The following is a 17,622-nucleotide window of genomic DNA, read 5'->3' as shown; positions in this document are numbered from 1 at the left end:
TTCCTGCCTCATTGCTGCAATAACCGCCGTGCATCCTCATCTATAGTTGTCTATGATGTTGCACTCGTTTTACGGGTGTAACAGATGTTAACGAAGGAGGAGCCTTATCGTGGCCGATAATCCACTGTGGCATGAAACGCTGCATGACCATTTTGGTCAGTATTTTAGCGTTGATAACGTGCTGTACCACGAAAAAACCGATCATCAGGATCTGATCATCTTTGATAACCGCGCTTTTGGCCGGGTGATGGCGCTGGATGGCGTCGTACAAACCACCGAACGCGACGAGTTCATCTATCACGAAATGATGACCCATGTGCCGCTGCTGGCTCACGGCAACGCGAAGCATGTGTTAATCATTGGCGGCGGCGATGGCGCGATGCTGCGCGAAGTCTCTCGTCACCGTAGCATCGAAACCATCACCATGGTGGAAATCGACGCCGGGGTAGTTTCATTCTGCCGCCAGTACCTGCCGAACCATAACGCCGGCGCCTATGACGATCCGCGCTTTACGCTGGTGATTGATGATGGCGTCAATTTTGTTAATCAGACGACGCAAACGTTTGACGTGATCATTTCGGACTGTACCGACCCTATCGGCCCGGGAGAAAGCCTGTTCACCTCGGCTTTTTATGAAGGCTGCAAACGCTGCCTGAACCCGGGTGGGATCTTTGTTGCCCAGAATGGCGTCTGCTTCCTGCAACAGGATGAAGCGGTAGGCAGCCATCGCAAGCTAAGCCACTATTTTCGCGACGTCAGCTTCTACCAGGCGGCAATTCCAACCTATTACGGCGGGATCATGACCTTTGCCTGGGCGAGCGACAATGAGGCGCTGCGCCATCTCTCCAGCGAAATCATTCAGGCGCGCTTTCACAAAGCCAACCTGACCTGCCGTTACTACAATCCGGCAATCCATACGGCGGCCTTCGCCTTACCACAATATCTGCATGATGCTCTGTCCGCACCGTGACGCGAAATAAGGGGGTGAACTAAATTGAAAAAATTGAAGCTGCACGGCTTTAACAACCTGACCAAAAGCCTGAGTTTTTGTATCTACGATATCTGTTACGCCAAAACGGCAGAAGAGCGCGACGGCTACATCGCCTATATCGACGAACTCTATAATGCCAATCGCCTGACGGAGATCCTGACAGAAACCTGTTCTATTATTGGTGCCAATATCCTGAATATCGCCCGTCAGGATTATGAACCCCAGGGCGCCAGCGTGACCATTCTGGTCAGCGAAGAGCCTGTCGATCCCAAGCTGATTGACCAGACCGAACATCCTGGCCCGCTACCGGAAACCGTGGTCGCCCATCTCGATAAGAGCCATATCTGCGTGCATACCTACCCGGAGAGCCATCCGGAGGGCGGCCTGTGCACCTTCCGCGCCGATATCGAAGTTTCAACGTGCGGCGTCATTTCCCCGCTTAAAGCGCTGAACTATCTGATTCACCAGCTGGAATCGGACATTGTGACCATTGACTACCGTGTGCGCGGCTTTACCCGCGATATCAATGGGATGAAGCATTTTATCGATCATGAAATCAATTCGATTCAGAACTTTATGTCCGACGATATGAAGTCGTTGTATGACATGGTCGACGTCAACGTTTATCAGGAAAATATCTTCCATACCAAAATGTTGCTCAAGGAGTTCGACCTTAAGCACTACATGTTCCATACCCGACCGGAAGAGTTGACTGCCGAAGAGCGCAAGGTCATTACCGACCTGCTATGGAAAGAGATGCGCGAGATTTACTACGGCCGCAATATTCCTGCCGTGTAATCTATGAAATGCCCGGCGGCGCTTTTGCTTGCCGGGCCTGTAGTTCTGCGCCGCCCGACATAAAAGGCGTCATTAACGCTGCTGCATAAACTCACGATAGGCGGCGACCACCTGCAGGAAATCCTCAACACCGCACAGAGAGAGACTTTCTTCGTCGTAGTAGCTCATCCCCTCCTCGATTTCGTCGCCGGAAAACTCCAGCTGATTGGCGCGGATCATCACCTCTTCGCCATCCAGCCACAGCGTATATTCATGCCCGGCACGCTGCCAGGAACGCTCGCTGCCCTTCACGGTGCGCGCAGCCTGCTCCACTTCGTCCAGCAGAGCAAGATTGCCTTTCACCTCCTCGTTGAACCAGTGGCCGATCGCCTCGTGATCCATCGACATTCGCACCTTTACCACTCCGGTAATATCGCGCAGAAATTCGTAATCCATAGTCTTTTCCTCTGCAAGGGCAATGCGTCACCGCTGCACTGTACCCATGCAGTAATTATCGCAGCAGACAGAAAGAAAAAAAGCGTAGCGGGCGGGAGGTTTGGAAATAAAAATGCCCGGTGATGCAATGTTCACCGGGCATTGGAGAGTTTATCGCCAAACGGTCAGCCGGGCTGACCGAATGGTTTACACCGCGGTCTGGAAGATCACGCCGTCAGCTTTTTCAGTGTACTGATCCAGCTGGTTGAAGTTCAGATAACGGTAGGTATCTTCCGCCGTCTTATCCACCTGCGCCACGAAGGTCTGGTACTCTTCCGGCGTCGGCAGTTTGCCGAGCAGCGAAGCCACCGCTGCCAGTTCGGCAGAGGCCAGATAGACGTTAGCGCCGGTACCTAAACGGTTCGGGAAGTTACGGGTAGAGGTGGAAACCACCGTCGCGCCGTCGGCCACGCGCGCCTGGTTACCCATACACAGGGAACAGCCAGGGATTTCGATACGCGCCCCGCTCTTACCAAACACGCTATAGTAGCCTTCTTCGGTCAGCTGCGCGGCATCCATACGGGTTGGCGGCGCCACCCACAGGCGAGTCGGCAGTTGGCCTTTGTGGCTGTCCAGCAGCTTACCGGCGGCACGGAAGTGGCCGATGTTGGTCATGCAGGAGCCGATGAACACTTCGTCGATCTTCTCGCCCTGCACATCAGACAGCAGGCGGGCATCGTCCGGATCGTTCGGCGCGCACAGAATCGGCTCTTTAATATCCGCCAGATCGATGTCGATCACTGCCGCGTATTCCGCGTCAGCATCGGCTTCCAGCAGCTGCGGATCCGCCAGCCATTTTTCCATGCCCTGGATACGACGCTCCAGGGTACGGCGGTCGCCGTAGCCTTCGGCGATCATCCACTTCAGCAGAACGATGTTGGAGTTCAGATACTCAACGATCGGCTCTTTATTCAGCTTGATGGTGCAGCCGGCGGCAGAACGCTCCGCCGAGGCATCGGTCAACTCGAACGCCTGCTCGACTTTCAGATCCGGCAGACCTTCGATCTCGAGGATGCGACCAGAGAAGATGTTTTTCTTACCTTTCTTCTCCACGGTCAGCAGGCCCTGCTTGATGGCGTACAGCGGGATGGCGTGGACCAGGTCACGCAGGGTGATCCCCGGCTGCATTTTACCTTTGAAACGCACCAGCACCGATTCCGGCATATCCAGCGGCATCACGCCGGTCGCGGCGGCGAAGGCCACCAGACCAGAGCCTGCCGGGAAGGAGATGCCGATTGGGAAACGGGTGTGGGAGTCACCGCCGGTACCCACGGTATCCGGCAGCAGCATGCGGTTCAGCCAGGAGTGAATCACGCCATCGCCCGGACGCAGAGAAACACCGCCGCGGTTCATGATGAAGTCCGGCAGAGTGTGGTGCGTGGTAACGTCAACCGGCTTCGGGTAGGCCGCGGTGTGGCAGAAGGACTGCATCACCAGGTCTGCAGAGAAGCCCAGGCACGCCAGGTCTTTCAGCTCATCACGGGTCATTGGACCGGTGGTGTCCTGAGAACCGACGGAGGTCATTTTCGGTTCGCAATAAGCGCCCGGACGGATACCGGCAACGCCGCAGGCGCGGCCAACCATTTTCTGCGCCAGCGAGAAGCCGCGGGTGCTTTCCGCCACGTCTTTCGCCTGACGGAAGACATCGCTGTGCGGCAGGCCCAGCGCTTCACGCGCTTTGGTGGTCAGACCGCGACCGATGATCAGCGGAATACGGCCGCCGGCGCGCACTTCGTCGATCAGCACATCGGTTTTCAGCTCGAAGCTGGCCAGCAGTTCGTTGGTCTCGTGGTTACGCACTTCGCCTTTGAACGGGTAAACGTCGATTACGTCGCCCATGTTCAGGTTAGACACATCAACTTCGATAGGCAGCGCGCCCGCATCTTCCATGGTGTTGAAGAAAATTGGCGCGATTTTACCGCCCAGACACAGGCCGCCGCCGCGCTTGTTCGGCACGTTCGGGATATCGTCGCCCATAAACCACAGCACCGAGTTGGTGGCGGATTTACGTGAAGAACCGGTCCCGACCACGTCGCCGACGTAGGCCAGCGGGTAGCCTTTCTGCTGCAGGGCTTCGATCTGTTTGATTGGGCCAACCACGCCCGGCTGATCCGGCTCAATGCCTTCGCGGGGGTTTTTGAGCATTGCCAGCGCATGCAGCGGGATATCCGGACGCGACCACGCATCCGGCGCCGGAGAGAGATCATCGGTGTTCGTTTCGCCGGTGACCTTGAAGACGGTAACAGTGATTTTCTCTGCCAGCTGCGGACGGTTCAGGAACCACTCGGCGTCAGCCCAGGATTGCATAACCTGTTTAGCATGCTCGTTACCCGCTTTGGCTTTCTCTTCCACGTCGTAGAAGTTATCGAACATCAGCAGGGTGTGGGAGAGCGCTTTCGCGGCAATCGGCGCCAGTTTCGCGTCGTCCAGCGCATCGATCAGCGGATGGATATTGTAACCGCCCTGCATGGTGCCCAGCAGTTCAACGGCTTTTTCAGGGGTAACCAGGGGGGAGGTCGCTTCGCCTTTGGCGATCGCGGCAAGGAATCCAGCTTTAACATAGGCGGCTTCATCGACGCCCGGCGGTACACGGTTAATCAGCAGGTCTAACAGGAATTCTTCTTCGCCCGCAGGCGGGTTTTTCAGCAGTTCTACCAGCGCGGCCATTTGGGTTGCATCTAAGGGTTTGGCAACAATCCCCATGGCGGCACGCTCAGCTACGTGCTTACGGTATTCTTCTAGCACGACGGTTCTCCTCGCTCTCATTGTCATAATGCGGCCTACACGTCTTCAATCAATCTGCCTCTGTCCTGGCTTAGCTTGCCGCGTGACGCATCTTGAAGGATTTAGTGGCTGGGCGATTTTCTTCACGCTCCTGTGAGACAGCAGTTTGTAGGGTAAATGCCCGATACCGCGTCGGCAGCATAGCAGGATTTTTGAAAGGTGTTAATCTGTTTACAAAAAAGCAACATTAAAATTTAGCTGAATCGTTAAGGGCAGGATATTGCAGGCTTTCTGTTCAAATCCCGCGACAAAAATTCCTTTCCGCGTACAACGCCACGGGCCGATCCCAACAATAATCAATAAAAAGCCATACCGCTTACTTATACTCAGCAAACGCGCCGTTTTCGCAGATACTTTAGCGAGATGGGTTACTTTTTGGGTCAGGAGTTTCCATGTCACTGCCGTTCAAACCCCATATTATCGCCCTGCTCTGTAGCGCTGGCTTACTCGCGGCGGCAGGAACACTCTATGTGCAAAGCCGAACCCCAGCGACGATCGCTGAACCGCCTGCGCAGCAAGCGCCAGCGCCCGCAGCGTCGACGACACAGCCGGTGGCCGCCACTTACACCCAGGCGCAAATTGATCAGTGGGTCGCCCCTATCGCGCTCTACCCGGACAGTCTGCTGTCGCAGGTGTTGATGGCCTCCACTTATCCCGACAACGTCCTGCAGGCGGTCCAGTGGTCCCAGGATAACCCCGCGATGAAAGGGGATGCGGCCGTGCAGGCGGTTGCCAGCCAGCCGTGGGACCCTAGCGTCAAATCTCTTGTCGCTTTCCCTGCCCTGCTGGCGATGATGGGCGAGAATCCGCCCTGGGTGGAAAATCTTGGCAATGCGTTTTTGGCCCAGCCGCATGATGTGATGGATTCAGTGCAGCGCCTGCGCGCCATTGCCCAACAAACCGGGACGCTGAAATCCACACCGCAGCAGAAAGTGATTGTCACCCCTGCCGCACCGGTTTCAGCCAGCAGCAGCACGGCAGCAACCGCAACCGCCCACACAGCGGCGCCTGCGCCCACGCAGGTCATTAAAATAGAGCCGACCAATCCACAGGTGGTCTATGTTCCCAGCTATAACCCCTCCACCGTCTATGGTACCTGGCCGAACAGCGCCTATCCGCCGGTCTATCTGCCGCCCCCTCCCGGGGAGCAGTTTACCGATAGCTTCGTCAAAGGCTTCGGGTACAGCCTCGGCGTGGCCACCACCTGGGCGCTGTTCAGCAGTATCGACTGGGATGATGATGACCATCACCATCACGATGACGACTACCACCACGGCGATTACTCGCATAATGGCGATAACATCAATATTAATGTAAATAATTTCAATCACATAACAGGAGAAAACCTGCCGGGAAACCACGTTAACTGGCAGCACAATCCTGCCTATCGCGGACACACACCGTATCCCGATAATACGGTAGCTCAGCGCTTCCATCAGACCAACGTTTCCGGCGGACTGAGCGCGACCCAACATGCGCCAGTCGATCGCGAAGCGCAGCGCCAGGCAGCGATGACCCAGCTGCAGCATAACGTACCGACGGCCACAGCGGGCAACCTGGCGGCAAACAACGCCTCACGCGACGCCCAGCGTCAGGCGGCCTCGGCGCAGCTGAAGCAAGCCACCCAACGCAGTAATTACCGCGGTTACGACAGCACGCCGACCCAACAGCAGCGTCGCGAGGCGGCAAAAACGCAGCTGAAAACCCCCACGCCGCAGCAACAGCAGCGTCGAGAAGCCGCCAGGAGCCACGAGCAGAACCGCACACCTCAGCAGCAGCAGCGCCGCCAGCAGTTCCAGTCCGCCACGCCAGCCCAGCGTCAGCAGACGCTCAGCCATCTGCGCGCCAACGCCCTTAGCGGCAACGAAAGCCGCGCCCCCTCCTGGCAAGCGCAGCAGGAACGAGGACTGCAGAGCCGCCAGTTATCCGGCGTAAACCGCGAGTTACGCGAGGGCGCCAGAGAACGTCTTTCCGAACACCATGAACTGCGTCGCCGCTAAGGATGAGCAGAATGAGAAACCCATTATCCGTTGCCCTGTTTACGTTAATGCTGTCGCCGCTTGCCGCCTTCGCCCAACAGCAGTTTGCCACGCCGGAACAGGCCGCAACTGCGCTGGCCGAAGCGATCAGCCAGCCTAATGAAGCCGCGCTGAGCGAAGTACTCGGCGATAACTGGCAGCAGTTTTTACCCACGGACGGGATCGACCCTGCCGCCGTCGATCGCTTTCAACGCGACTGGCAGGTGAAACATGTCATCATCCAGCAGGGTGACAAAGCCTGGCTCGATGTCGGTAGCGAGGCATGGCGTCTGCCCGTGCCTATCGTAAAAGCGTCTGAGGGATGGCGCTTTGATATGGCCGCTGGCGAAGAGGAGATCCTCACCCGCGCCATCGGCCGCAATGAGCTTTCGGCGATCGCCGCCATGCATGCCTATGTTGATGCCCAGCAGGATTATTATCATCTGAACCACCGCTGGGCGCAGAAAATCATCAGTAGCGAAGGCAAAAAAGATGGCTTGTACTGGCCAACTTCACCGGGCGAAGCGCCAAGCCCGCTCGGTCCGGCCTTTAGCCCGACGGTACCCGGTAGCGGCTACCATGGCTATCGCTTTCGAATTATCGCCGGTCGCGATGACCAGAGCGTCGCCTTGCTGGCCTGGCCGATAGCCTGGGGTGAAACCGGCGTGATGAGCTTTATGATCGATCAGCAGGATAGGGTCTATCAGGCCAATCTCGGTGAAGAGAGCGCCGCAAAGGCACAAGAGATAACGCGCTTTACCCCCGACGCTGACGCCGGCTGGCAGGTGGCAGAACCTTAAAAAAAACGCCCGGTTGCACTCACGCAACCGGGCGTTTTCATTCACTTAGCCCTGGTGAGGCATCAGAGAAGGATCGCCGGCAAAGGCTGGTTTTGTGCTGGATAATGCCGCTTCGTCAGCGCTGATGCTACCGGAATTCGCCGCCCATACCCCTTCATTGGTCTTCGTCACCTGCTGATGCTGGGCATTCAGATCCTGGCCCATCGCCGCAATGTGGGTCGTTTCCGTACCGCCGCTGTTGTCCGCCCAGGGAATGTTGGCGTCAGCGGCGTAAGCCACACCGGTAAAAAACGTTGCAGCGACCAGCGCTGTGGTTAAAAAGCGTTTCATCTCACACCTCATCGATATCGTTAACTACCTATAAGTTTACTGAGTGACTATTTTCAAAGTATGTATGAGGTGTAGCGGTTTATGAACAGTGACATAGTTCTAAACATCAGGCATAAAAAAGCGGCTCCCGGAGCCGCTTATGCTTTTTTCCTGAAAGAAAAAGTTACTTTTTCTTCGCTTTGGCGTTTGGCAGGTCGGTGATGCTGCCTTCGAACACTTCCGCCGCCAGGCCAACGGACTCGTGCAGAGTCGGGTGAGCGTGGATGGTCAGGGCGATGTCTTCAGCGTCACAGCCCATCTCGATAGCCAGGCCGATCTCACCCAGCAGCTCGCCGCCGTTGGTGCCGACAATCGCGCCGCCGATAACACGGTGGGTCTCTTTGTCGAAGATCAGTTTGGTCATACCATCTGCGCAGTCAGAAGCGATAGCACGGCCGGAAGCAGCCCACGGGAAGGTGGCGGTTTCGTAGCTGATGCCTTTCTCTTTCGCTTCTTTCTCGGTCAGACCGACCCATGCCACTTCTGGTTCAGTGTAGGCGATGGATGGGATCACTTTCGGATCGAAGTAGTGTTTCAGACCGGAGATAACTTCTGCGGCAACGTGGCCTTCATGGACACCTTTGTGCGCCAGCATCGGCTGGCCGACGATATCGCCGATAGCAAAGATGTGCGGCACGTTGGTGCGCATTTGTTTGTCAACGCGGATGAAGCCGCGATCGTCAACTTCCACGCCCGCTTTACCTGCATCGAGGTTTTTACCGTTCGGTACGCGGCCGATAGCGACCAGCACTGCGTCGTAACGCTGCGCTTCCGCCGGTGCTTTTTTACCTTCCATGGAAACGTAAATACCGTCTTCTTTCGCTTCAACGGCAGTCACTTTGGTTTCCAGCATCAGGTTAAATTTCTTGCTGATGCGTTTGGTGAAGACTTTCACCACGTCTTTGTCGGCAGCCGGGATAACCTGGTCGAACATTTCCACCACGTCAATCTCTGAACCCAGCGCATGGTATACGGTACCCATTTCCAGACCGATGATACCGCCGCCCATCACCAGCATGCGTTTCGGTACAGATTTCAGTTCCAGCGCGTCGGTGGAGTCCCATACGCGCGGATCTTCATGCGGGATAAACGGCAGCTGAATCGGACGGGAACCCGCCGCGATGATGGCGTTGTCGAAGTTGATCACGGTTTTGCCGTTTTCGCCTTCCACTTCCAGGGTGTTAGCGCCGGTAAATTTACCCAGACCGTTAACCACCTTCACTTTACGACCTTTGGCCATGCCAGCCAGACCACCGGTCAGCTGAGTGATGACTTTTTCTTTCCAGGTGCGGATCTTGTCAATGTCAGTTTTCGGTTCGCCGAAAACGATGCCGTGTTCGGCCAGCGCTTTCGCTTCTTCGATAACTTTTGCCACGTGCAGCAGCGCTTTAGAAGGGATACAACCCACGTTCAGACAAACACCACCGAGGGTGCTGTAACGTTCTACGATGACGGTTTCCAGACCTAAATCAGCGCAACGGAAGGCTGCAGAGTAACCTGCGGGGCCTGCCCCAAGTACCACGACCTGAGTTTTGATTTCAGTACTCATCATGACCTCTGTAATTTATATCCGGCGGGTCTGACGCTATTATTCTTACGCCCAAGTCCACCGGGACGTTCTATCCGCGTGTATTTTACAAAATTGTTAACAATTTTTAAACAACAAACGGCAAACGATTTTGTCCTTTGTTGCTGATAATCCCCAACAGCCTGAGGTTATCAGAAAAAAGCCGGCCGTCAGGCCGGCTTTTTCGATTACATCACCAGGCGGCGAATGTCGCTCAGGGTGTTGTTAATGATGGTAATGAAGCGGGCACCATCAGCACCGTCGATGACGCGGTGGTCGAAGGACAGAGAGATCGGCAGCATCAGGCGCGGCACAAACTCTTTACCATTCCATACCGGCTCCATCGCGGACTTAGACACGCCGAGGATGGCCACTTCCGGCGCGTTAACAATCGGCGCGAAGTGGGTGGTACCCAGGCCGCCGATGCTGGAGATGGTGAAGCAACCGCCCTGCATTTCGCCAGCCGTCAGTTTGCCATCGCGCGCTTTCTTCGAGATGGTGGTCAGTTCACGAGACAGCTCGGTGATGCTCTTCTTGTTCACGTCTTTGAAGACCGGAACCACCAGACCGTTCGGGGTATCCACCGCCACACCGATGTTGATGTATTTCTTCAACGTCAGGCGCTGACCATCTTCGGAGAGCGAGCTGTTGAAGCGCGGCATCTGCTCAAGCGCAGCGGCAACCGCTTTCATGATGAAGACCACTGGAGTGAATTTCACGTCCAGTTTACGCTTCTCAGCTTCGGCATTCTGCTGCTTGCGGAACGCTTCCAGATCGGTGATATCGGTTTTGTCGAAGTGGGTAACGTGCGGAATCATCACCCAGTTACGGCTCAGGTTGGCGCCAGAGATTTTCTGGATACGACCCAGCTCCACTTCTTCGACTTCGCCAAACTTGCTGAAGTCAACCTTCGGCCACGGCAGCATGCCCGGGATACCGCCGCCTGCGGCAGCAGCCGGTGCGGATTCAGCGCGTTTAACCGCTTCTTTCACGTAAGCCTGAACGTCTTCGCGCAGGATACGACCTTTACGGCCGGTGCCTTTCACTTTCGCCAGGTTAACACCGAACTCGCGCGCCAGGCGGCGAATCAGCGGGGTCGCGTGAACGTAGGCATCGTTTTCAGCGAATTCGCTTTTACCTTCTGCTTTCGCAGCCGGCGCAGCGGCAGGCTTAGCGGCCTGAGCCGGGGCAGCAGCTGGTGCCGGTGCAGCAGCCTGAGCCGGAGCGGCGGCAGGCGCAGCGCCTTCCACTTCGAAGACCATGATCAGGGAACCGGTTTTGACTTTATCGCCGGTGCTGATTTTGATCTCTTTAACGGTACCCGCGAACGGCGCCGGAACTTCCATAGAGGCTTTGTCGCCCTCTACGGTGATCAGGGACTGTTCCGCCGCGACTTTATCGCCGACTTTAACCATCACTTCGGTGACTTCAACTTCGTCGCCGCCGATGTCCGGGACGTTAACATCTTTCACGCCTGCTGCGGCAGCCGGAGCCGCAGCAGCCGGCGCGGCAGCCTGTGCCGGAGCGGCTGCAGGCGCAGCGCCCGCCACTTCGAAGATCATAATCAGGGAGCCGGTGGAAACTTTATCGCCGGTATTGATTTTGATCTCTTTGACGGTACCGGCGAACGGCGCCGGAACTTCCATAGAGGCTTTATCACCTTCTACGGTGATCAGGGATTGCTCAGCGGCGATGGTGTCGCCCACTTTAACCATGATCTCGGTGACTTCGACTTCATCGCCGCCGATATCCGGGACGTGAACTTCTTTCGCTGCCGCGGCAGCCGCTGGAGCAGCGGCGGCCGGAGCGGCTTCTTTCTTCTCTTCCTGCGCAGGTGCAGCGGCGGCTGCACCTTCGGCGGAATCGAAAATCATAATCAGTTTGCCAGTCTCGGTTTTGTCGCCGACGGAGACTTTAATCTCTTTCACGACGCCAGCCTGCGGAGACGGGACTTCCATAGAGGCTTTGTCGCCTTCTACGGTGATCAGCGACTGTTCAGCTTCTACTTTGTCGCCAACTTTGACCAGGATCTCGGTGATTTCAACTTCATCAGCCCCGATGTCCGGTACTTTGATTTCGATAGCCATTATTCTTTTACCTCTTACGCCAGACGCGGGTTAACTTTTTCTGCATCGATGTCGAATTTCGCGATAGCGTCAGCCACCACTTTCTTATCGATTTCACCACGTTTAGCCAGTTCGCCCAGCGCTGCTACGACCACATAGGAAGCATCGACTTCGAAGTGGTGACGCAGGTTTTCACGGCTGTCGGAACGACCGAAGCCATCGGTACCCAGTACGCGGTAATCATCAGCCGGTACGTAAGTACGAACCTGCTCAGCGAACAGTTTCATATAGTCAGTGGATGCCACTGCCGGAGCGTCGTTCATTACCTGAGCGATATACGGCACGCGCGGGGTTTCCAGCGGGTGCAGCATGTTCCAGCGTTCGCAATCCTGGCCATCACGCGCCAGTTCGGTGAAGGAGGTAACGCTATACACGTCGGAACCCACGCCGTAGTCTTTCGCCAGGATCTGCGCTGCTTCACGCACGTGACGCAGGATAGAACCGGAGCCCAGCAGCTGAACTTTACCTTTGCTACCTTCGATGGTTTCGAGTTTGTAGATACCTTTACGGATACCTTCCTCGGCGCCTTCCGGCATGGCCGGCATGTGGTAGTTTTCGTTCAGCGTAGTGATGTAGTAGTAAACGTTCTCTTGCGCTTCGCCGTACATACGGACCAGACCATCATGCATGATGACAGCCACTTCATAGGCGTACGCCGGGTCGTAAGAGATACAGTTCGGGATAGTCAGCGACTGAATGTGGCTGTGACCATCTTCGTGCTGCAGACCTTCGCCGTTCAGGGTAGTACGACCGGAAGTCCCGCCAATCAGGAAGCCGCGAGCCTGCTGATCGCCAGCCGCCCAGCACAGATCGCCGATACGCTGGAAGCCGAACATCGAGTAGTAGATGTAGAACGGGATCATCGGCAGGTTGTTGGTGCTGTAAGAGGTCGCAGCAGCCAGCCAGGATGCGCCTGCGCCCAGCTCGTTGATCCCTTCCTGCAGAATCTGGCCTTTCTCGTCTTCTTTGTAGTAAGCAACCTGCTCACGGTCCTGCGGGGTATACTGCTGGCCGTTCGGGCTGTAAATACCGATCTGACGGAACAGACCTTCCATACCGAAGGTACGCGCTTCGTCGGCGATGATCGGCACCAGACGATCTTTGATCGACTTGTTCTTCAGCATCACGTTCAGGGCGCGAACGAAAGCGATAGTGGTAGAGATTTCTTTGTTTTGCTCTTCCAGCAGCGCGCTGAAGTCGGCCAGGGTCGGCAGCTCGAGTTTCTCAGTGAACTTCGGCTGACGAGTCGGCAGATAGCCGTTCAGCTTCTGACGCTGAGCGTGCAGGTAAGTGTGCTCTTCGGAACCTTCCGGGAAGGTTACGTACGGCAGTTTTTCGAGATCGGCATCCGCCACCGGCACATTGAAACGATCGCGGACGTAGCGAACACCGTCCATGTTCATTTTCTTAACCTGGTGCGCGATGTTCTTACCTTCAGCGGTATCGCCCATACCATAACCTTTAATGGTATGCGCCAGGATCACGGTCGGCTGACCTTTGGTCTCCTGCGCTTTCTTCAATGCAGCGTAGACTTTCTTCGGATCGTGACCACCGCGGTTCAGAGCCCAGATCTGCTCGTCAGTCCAGTCAGCGACCAGGGCAGCGGTTTCCGGATATTTGCCGAAGAAGTGCTCACGAACGTAAGCGCCGTCTTTGGATTTGAAGGTCTGGTAGTCGCCGTCAACGGTTTCGTTCATCAGCTGAATCAGCTTACCGCTGGTGTCTTTACGCAGCAGCTCATCCCAACGGCCGCCCCAGATAACCTTGATAACGTTCCAGCCAGCACCACCGAAGATGCCTTCCAGTTCGTTAATGATTTTGCCGTTACCGGTGACCGGGCCGTCCAGACGCTGCAGGTTGCAGTTGATGACGAAGACCAGGTTGTCCAGTTTTTCACGGGTGGCGATGGTGATAGCGCCTTTTGATTCCGGCTCATCCATCTCGCCGTCGCCCAGGAAGGCGTAAACGGTTTGTTCGGAGGTGTCTTTCAGACCGCGGTGTTCCAGATATTTCAGGAATTTGGCCTGATAGATAGCGCCCAACGGCCCCAGACCCATGGATACGGTCGGGAACTGCCAGAATTCCGGCATCAGTTTCGGGTGCGGATAAGAGGACAGACCCTTGCCGTGAACTTCCTGGCGGAAGTTGTCCATCTGCTCTTCGGTCAGACGGCCTTCCAGGAACGCACGTGCATATACGCCCGGAGAGATGTGACCCTGGAAGTACACCAGATCGCCGCCATCTTTCTCAGTGCGCGCACGGAAGAAGTGGTTGAAGCAGACTTCGTAGAAGGTCGCGGAAGACTGATAGGACGCCATGTGGCCGCCCAGTTCGAGATCTTTTTTCGACGCGCGCAGAACGGTCATGATGGCGTTCCAGCGAATCGCAGAACGAATGCGACGTTCCAGATCCAGATTGCCCGGGTATTCCGGCTCATCTTCAACGGCAATAGTGTTGACGTAGTTGCCGGCGGAAGCGCCTGCAGCAACCTTCACTCCGCCTTTACGGGCTTCAGAAAGGAGTTGGTCAATCAGATACTGAGCGCGCTCAACACCTTCTTCACGGATGACCGATTCGATCGCCTGTAGCCAGTCGCGAGTTTCGATCGGATCCACGTCATTGTGTAAACGTTCTGACATGGGGGTATTCCTTATCTATCTAATCGTTGATTAATCTGGAACCTGTCCCATTGAACTCTCCGTTCTTCACGCTGGAACAACCAAAAATTCAATAAGACAGGTTCTGCGTTTAGTTGCCGCGCTCTAAAAATGGCGCTTAAGAACCGGAGTTCTCGTCCTTTCGTTGCTGTAAACGACGCAGTGAGCGCTCTCGACGGCTCTGCTCACGACTACGATCCAGCAAAATTTCCTCAATGAACGCCAGGTGACGGTGCGACGCTTCACGCGCCTGCTCCGGCTCCCCGGCCATTATCGCCTCGAAAATGCGAGTGCGATGGTTGCTGACCAACGGGAGCATTTCCCGCCGGGCATACAGCAATTCAAAGTTCTGACGCACGTTTTGCGCCAACATCGGCTCCATACACCTTAGCAGATGAAGCAACACCACATTGTGTGCCGCCTCGGTGACGGCGATTTGATACTGGACGACGGCGCCGGACTCAGCGTCCAAATCGCCCGACTGCTGAGCGCGTTCAATAGCCTGATGCAGCTCACGGATACGGTCGCGATCCTCATCATTGCTGCGCAGCGCCGCGTAATAGGCCGCGATGCCTTCCAGCGCGTGACGGGTCTCAAGCAGATCGAATTGGGATTCAGGGTGATCGGACAGCAGCTCAACCAGCGGATCGCTGAAGCTCTGCCACAGGCGGCTCTGAACAAACGTTCCACCTCCCTGACGACGAAGCAACAAGCCCTTGGCTTCGAGGCGTTGAATCGCCTCACGCAGCGAGGGGCGGGAAACGTCGAACTGTTTAGCCAGTTCGCGTTCTGGCGGGAGTTTTTCACCGGGGCGCAAGGTCCCCTCAAGAATCAGAAACTCCAGCTGCTGCTCTATCACATCGGATAATTTTGGTTGGCGGATTTTGCTGTAGGCCATATTCCCTGTCTCTGCCATTAGCCCGGAGTCAATTGGTCTTACCAATTTAAAGTTCGTAGCGCTAAAGTAACAAAGTATTCACCTTCTGTCCATACAGGTTTTGATTGAAATCAGTAAACCCGGGACATTTTAACAACCTTACAGAAATAACATTTCAGAAATGTAACCTTGCACAAATGTTACGTTTACTCACAAAGAGGTAGCCTTAACTTTATAGAAACGAAAAATTACGCTTTCTGAACCGATTCAACGCTGCAATAAATGAATACAGAGTCATTTACAGTGAATAAATAATGACAAAGCAGCATGCATCAAAATACGACAGATTGTGACTATTGATGTCTTTTTAGACACATCGTCATCATCCCTTCATAAAGCAGGTGCATTCAAACGCGCTTACCACTATTCTGCCGGAGACGAAAGGCCTTTTTCGGAATTACCACACAGCCTTCCGTAAACAAAACAATACAGAAACGGAAGTTCCTGAATACACAAACACAACAATATGTGCGCGCCATCACTCAGGTAAAAAGTGGGCCACTTCGCCCAAATTTTCGCTGGCTATGCTTTCAGGCAGGGACAGCAGTGAAGCAGCAACCTGACGGATGACGTACACAAAAAATAACACACACGAGGTTTCATATGGAAGGTCAACAGCACGGCGATCGGCTGAAGCGCGGCCTGAAAAACCGTCACATTCAGCTCATCGCGCTGGGCGGGGCTATCGGCACCGGCCTGTTTCTGGGGAGCGCGTCCGTCATTCAGTCCGCCGGCCCGGGTATCATTCTTGGTTACGCTATCGCCGGTTTTATCGCTTTCCTGATCATGCGTCAGCTGGGCGAAATGGTGGTGGAAGAGCCGGTGGCCGGCTCATTTAGCCACTTTGCTTACAAATACTGGGGCGGTTTTGCCGGCTTCGCCTCCGGCTGGAACTACTGGGTACTGTATGTCCTGGTGGCCATGGCGGAACTGACCGCCGTTGGCAAATATATCCAGTTCTGGTGGCCGGAAATCCCTACCTGGGCCTCGGCGGCGGTCTTCTTCATCGCCATCAACGCCATTAACCTGACCAATGTCAAAGTGTTCGGTGAAATGGAATTCTGGTTCGCGATTATCAAAGTGGTCGCCGTAGTGGCGATGATTTTGTTCGGCGGCTGGCTGCTGTTCAGCGGCAACGGCGGCCCGCAGGCGACGGTACGTAACCTGTGGGACCAGGGGGGCTTCCTGCCGCACGGCTTTTACGGGCTGGTGATGATGATGGCGATCATCATGTTCTCCTTTGGCGGCCTGGAGCTGGTGGGGATCACCGCCGCGGAAGCGGATAATCCGGAGCAAAGCATTCCTAAAGCCACCAATCAGGTTATTTACCGTATTCTGATCTTCTATGTTGGTTCGCTGGCGGTGCTGCTCTCCCTGCTGCCGTGGACCCGCGTCACCGCGGACACCAGTCCGTTCGTCCTGATCTTCCATGAACTTGGCGATACGCTGGTGGCAAACGCTCTGAACGTGGTGGTGCTGACGGCAGCACTGTCGGTTTATAACAGCTGCGTGTACTGCAACAGCCGTATGCTGTTCGGCCTTGCTCAGCAGGGCAACGCGCCAAAAGCGCTGCTCAGCGTCGACAAACGCGGCGTGCCGGTGAATACCATTCTCGTCTCGGCCCTGGTCACTGCGCTGTGCGTGCTGATCAACTACCTGGCGCCTGAATCTGCTTTCGGTCTGCTGATGGCGCTGGTGGTCTCAGCCCTGGTCATCAACTGGGCGATGATCAGCCTCGCGCATATGAAATTCCGTCGCGCCAAAAAGCAGCAGGGCGTGGTCACGCGTTTCCCGGCCCTCTTCTATCCGCTGGGCAACTGGCTGTGCCTGCTGTTTATGGCGGCGGTGCTGGTGATTATGCTGATGACCCCGGGGATGGCGATTTCCGTCTGGCTGATCCCGGTATGGATTGCGGTGCTGGGCGTGGGCTACCTGTTTAAAGAGAAAGCCGCCGCCACCATAAAAGCACAATAATACATCTCATCAATACTTCACTTTGCTCTGCGCCCTCCCCTGAATAATGGGCGCAGAGCATTGTTATCTGCTTCACACTTTCCCCTCCATAGCTTATTTATCCATATCGTCAACGAGTTCCTGCAAC

Annotated in this window: 12 protein-coding genes; 5 read left to right on the top strand and 7 right to left on the bottom strand. The window is 55.6% G+C overall.

Going from position 1 to position 17,622, the window contains the following annotated elements; genetic code table 11:
• Positions 1 to 109 precede the first annotated feature (109 nt).
• Positions 110 to 970, top strand: coding sequence for a polyamine aminopropyltransferase (speE, locus tag KHQ26_RS10085; protein WP_002888741.1), 861 nt, complete (start codon positions 110 to 112; stop codon positions 968 to 970).
• Between the two features lie 24 nt (positions 971 to 994).
• Positions 995 to 1,789 (top strand): adenosylmethionine decarboxylase, encoded by a 795-nt coding sequence (gene speD, locus KHQ26_RS10080; protein WP_002888739.1) that lies wholly within the window; start codon positions 995 to 997, stop codon positions 1,787 to 1,789.
• A gap of 72 nt (positions 1,790 to 1,861) precedes the next feature.
• On the opposite strand, the gene yacL is transcribed toward speD, so the two are convergent.
• Together yacL and acnB are read right to left on the bottom strand one after the other, a co-directional pair.
• Positions 1,862 to 2,224: a protein YacL gene (yacL, locus tag KHQ26_RS10075; RefSeq protein ID WP_002888737.1), complete on the bottom strand. Its 363-nt coding sequence runs from the start codon at positions 2,222 to 2,224 to the stop codon at positions 1,862 to 1,864.
• 186 nt (positions 2,225 to 2,410) lie between these two features.
• A complete protein-coding gene (gene acnB / locus KHQ26_RS10070; protein ID WP_002888735.1) occupies positions 2,411 to 5,008 on the bottom strand; it encodes a bifunctional aconitate hydratase 2/2-methylisocitrate dehydratase in 2,598 nt (865 codons plus the stop codon).
• Between the two features lie 431 nt (positions 5,009 to 5,439).
• Here acnB and KHQ26_RS10065 point away from each other — a divergent pair, with 431 nt between their 5' ends.
• Both KHQ26_RS10065 and KHQ26_RS10060 read left to right on the top strand, forming a co-directional pair.
• Complete coding sequence (locus KHQ26_RS10065) at positions 5,440 to 7,047, top strand: DUF3300 domain-containing protein (RefSeq protein ID WP_020805132.1); 1,608 nt, start codon at positions 5,440 to 5,442, stop codon at positions 7,045 to 7,047.
• An 11-nt stretch (positions 7,048 to 7,058) separates the two neighbouring features.
• On the top strand, positions 7,059 to 7,865 hold the full coding sequence (locus KHQ26_RS10060) for a DUF2950 family protein (RefSeq protein WP_002888733.1): 807 nt from the start codon (positions 7,059 to 7,061) through the stop codon (positions 7,863 to 7,865).
• A 45-nt stretch (positions 7,866 to 7,910) separates the two neighbouring features.
• On the opposite strand, the gene KHQ26_RS10055 is transcribed toward KHQ26_RS10060, so the two are convergent.
• The 5 genes from KHQ26_RS10055 to pdhR all read right to left on the bottom strand — a co-directional run bounded on the left by KHQ26_RS10055 (position 7,911) and on the right by pdhR (position 15,482).
• Entirely contained in the window at positions 7,911 to 8,195 is a 285-nt protein-coding gene (locus tag KHQ26_RS10055; RefSeq protein WP_004177403.1) for a hypothetical protein, read from the bottom strand.
• Positions 8,196 to 8,358: 163 nt separating this feature from the next.
• Positions 8,359 to 9,783, bottom strand: coding sequence for a dihydrolipoyl dehydrogenase (gene lpdA, locus KHQ26_RS10050; RefSeq protein ID WP_002888731.1), 1,425 nt, complete (start codon positions 9,781 to 9,783; stop codon positions 8,359 to 8,361).
• Positions 9,784 to 9,989: 206 nt separating this feature from the next.
• Positions 9,990 to 11,888, bottom strand: a complete 1,899-nt coding sequence (gene aceF / locus KHQ26_RS10045; protein ID WP_004178598.1) for a pyruvate dehydrogenase complex dihydrolipoyllysine-residue acetyltransferase — start codon at positions 11,886 to 11,888, stop codon at positions 9,990 to 9,992.
• 14 nt (positions 11,889 to 11,902) lie between these two features.
• On the bottom strand, positions 11,903 to 14,566 hold the full coding sequence (gene aceE, locus KHQ26_RS10040; RefSeq protein ID WP_002888700.1) for a pyruvate dehydrogenase (acetyl-transferring), homodimeric type: 2,664 nt from the start codon (positions 14,564 to 14,566) through the stop codon (positions 11,903 to 11,905).
• A 136-nt stretch (positions 14,567 to 14,702) separates the two neighbouring features.
• Positions 14,703 to 15,482, bottom strand: a complete 780-nt coding sequence (gene pdhR / locus KHQ26_RS10035; protein WP_002888699.1) for a pyruvate dehydrogenase complex transcriptional repressor PdhR — start codon at positions 15,480 to 15,482, stop codon at positions 14,703 to 14,705.
• 642 nt (positions 15,483 to 16,124) lie between these two features.
• Here pdhR and aroP point away from each other — a divergent pair.
• A complete protein-coding gene (gene aroP / locus KHQ26_RS10030; protein ID WP_004147090.1) occupies positions 16,125 to 17,495 on the top strand; it encodes an aromatic amino acid transporter AroP in 1,371 nt (456 codons plus the stop codon).
• Positions 17,496 to 17,622: the final 127 nt, after the last annotated feature.

The sequence above is a fragment of the Klebsiella sp. 10 genome, from assembly GCF_018223925.1.
Classification (GTDB): Bacteria; Pseudomonadota; Gammaproteobacteria; order Enterobacterales; family Enterobacteriaceae; genus Klebsiella; species Klebsiella pneumoniae.
This window is presented reverse-complemented; position numbering and strand designations above follow the sequence as displayed.

Bases quoted from the DNA above. Each gene is read 5' to 3' on its own strand.
- aroP (WP_004147090.1), top strand. From the start codon at position 16,125: ATGGAAGGTCAACAGCACGGCGATCGGCTGAAGCGCGGCCTGAAAAAC.
- lpdA (WP_002888731.1), bottom strand. From the start codon at position 9,783: ATGAGTACTGAAATCAAAACTCAGGTCGTGGTACTTGGGGCAGGCCCC.
- aceF (WP_004178598.1), bottom strand. From the start codon at position 11,888: ATGGCTATCGAAATCAAAGTACCGGACATCGGGGCTGATGAAGTTGAA.
- KHQ26_RS10060 (WP_002888733.1), top strand. From the start codon at position 7,059: ATGAGAAACCCATTATCCGTTGCCCTGTTTACGTTAATGCTGTCGCCG.
- KHQ26_RS10055 (WP_004177403.1), bottom strand. From the start codon at position 8,195: ATGAAACGCTTTTTAACCACAGCGCTGGTCGCTGCAACGTTTTTTACC.
- pdhR (WP_002888699.1), bottom strand. From the start codon at position 15,482: ATGGCCTACAGCAAAATCCGCCAACCAAAATTATCCGATGTGATAGAG.
- aceE (WP_002888700.1), bottom strand. From the start codon at position 14,566: ATGTCAGAACGTTTACACAATGACGTGGATCCGATCGAAACTCGCGAC.
- yacL (WP_002888737.1), bottom strand. From the start codon at position 2,224: ATGGATTACGAATTTCTGCGCGATATTACCGGAGTGGTAAAGGTGCGA.
- KHQ26_RS10065 (WP_020805132.1), top strand. From the start codon at position 5,440: ATGTCACTGCCGTTCAAACCCCATATTATCGCCCTGCTCTGTAGCGCT.